This window comes from Hansschlegelia beijingensis, assembly GCF_045505405.1.
GTDB classification, from domain to species: Bacteria; Pseudomonadota; Alphaproteobacteria; order Rhizobiales; family Methylopilaceae; genus Methylopila; species Methylopila beijingensis_A.
In genome coordinates this window covers 1-1,594 of sequence record NZ_JBJKEX010000501.1, presented here as the reverse complement: position 1 = coordinate 1,594, position 1,594 = coordinate 1, and the positions used below count along the sequence as shown (strand labels likewise).

Annotated in this window: 2 protein-coding genes; both read left to right on the top strand. The window is 71.0% G+C overall.

Going from position 1 to position 1,594, the window contains the following annotated elements:
• Positions 1–118: 118 nt before the first annotated feature.
• Positions 119–892 carry a cobaltochelatase CobT-related protein gene (locus ACIKT0_RS18085; protein WP_407106714.1) on the top strand — a complete coding sequence of 258 codons (774 nt, stop codon included), beginning with the start codon at positions 119–121 and terminating at the stop codon, positions 890–892.
• 38 nt (positions 893–930) lie between these two features.
• Positions 931–1,437 carry a YcnI family protein gene (locus tag ACIKT0_RS18080; RefSeq protein WP_407106713.1) on the top strand — a complete coding sequence of 169 codons (507 nt, stop codon included), beginning with the start codon at positions 931–933 and terminating at the stop codon, positions 1,435–1,437.
• The last annotated feature ends 157 nt before the right edge of the window (positions 1,438–1,594 follow it).

Genomic DNA, 1,594 nt, shown 5'->3' with positions numbered 1-1,594 from the left:
GGCTTCCTCCAAAAAGGCTGATCGACATAGTCAAACCGCAGGGCTTTCCCCAAAGGCGCGCGACGCTAGCCGCTTTTGCCGAACGCTCGCAACTCGGCTATGACCGCGGCGCTCGCTGATGGCCATGCAGCCGCGCGGGTGGGAGCGCGACCAGGCCGAAGGGCTGCTCGACCCCGGCCGGCTCGCGCGGGTGGTGACGGACCCGGCCTCGGGCCGCTTCTTCCGCCAGGAGAAGAACGAGCCTTTCGCCGACACCGTCGTGACCCTGCTGCTCGACAATTCGAGCTCCATGCGCGGCGCGCCGCTGAAGATCGTCGCGCTGACGACGGAGCTGATGACGCAGGCGATGGAGAGCGTCGGCGTGCGGGTGGAGGCGCTCGGCTTCACCACGCGGAACTGGCGCGGCGGCCGCGCCCGCGAGGCCTGGATCGCGGCCGGCCAGCCCCGCGGTCCGGGGCGGGTGAGCGAGCTGCTCCACATCGTCTACAAGGCGGCCGACGCGCCTTCGCGCGGCCTGCGGCAGGCGCTGAAGCTGCTTCAGATTCGCGGCCTGCCCAAGGAGAACGTCGACGGCGAGGCGCTCGACTGGGCCTGCCGCCGCCTGACGCGCCGGCCGGAGCGGAGGCGGATCCTGATCATGGTCTCCGACGGCGCCCCGAGCGAGGAGACCACACTGTCGCTGTCGGGCTATCCGGGGAACTACCTCGAGGCGCATCTGCGCGAGACGATCGCCGCGATCGACCGCCGCGGGCTCGTCGAGCTGTTCGCGATCGGGATCGGCTATGACATCGGCCGCCTGTATCCGCGCTCCGTCCGCATCGACTCCGCCGACGGCCTGGCCGCCGCGCTCGCGGCGGAGTTGCCGCGCCTGCTGGCGCGCCCGACGAACTGAATGGTATGCCGCCGGACCGCCAGCATAAGGAACGGCTCATGAATGCAGTTCGCAGCCTCGTCGCCGCGGCCGTCGCGCTCGTTCTCGGCGCCGCCCCGGCCGCGGCCCACGTCGTGTTCACCGCGCCCGGCGCGGTCGCGGGAGAGGTCCAGGAAAAGACGCTGGTGGTGGGCCATGGCTGCGGCGCCGACGACCCCACCGTGACGCTCAGGGTCCGTGTGCCGGCGGGGGTGGTGGACGTGGCGCCGACGGCGCCTGCGGGATGGAAGGTCGAGACCGTCGCCGGAGCCTACGGGAAGCCGCAGATCTACAAGGGCGCCGAGCTCGCCGGCGGCGTCGTCGAGATTGTCTGGTCAGGGCGGCTCGGGGCCCATACGAAGGGCACCTTCACATTCGCCTTCGGCCTCACGGATGGGCTCAAGCCAGGCGATCGGCTGGTCTTTCCGGTGGTTCAGCAATGCGAGAAGAGCGTCATTCGCTGGATCGATCCGTCCGAGGACGGGGAGACGCCGGCGGCGAGCCTGGTGGTCGGCGCGGGTCGTTGACCCTGCTGCTTCGGATCGCGGCCTTCGCGGTCCTGCTGTGCCTGCTGGGCGGCGCCGCGCAGGCCCACGCCATCCTGCAGACCGCGACCCCGCCGGACGGCGGCTTCTTCGACTACGCCCCGATCCATGTGCTGACGCGCGCGAGCCTCGATCGCAT

What these genes read in the sequence shown, in the direction of transcription:
- ACIKT0_RS18085 (WP_407106714.1), top strand. Translation starts at nt 119, where the DNA reads ATGGCCATGCAGCCGCGCGGGTGGGAGCGCGACCAGGCCGAAGGGCTG.
- ACIKT0_RS18080 (WP_407106713.1), top strand. Translation starts at nt 931, where the DNA reads ATGAATGCAGTTCGCAGCCTCGTCGCCGCGGCCGTCGCGCTCGTTCTC.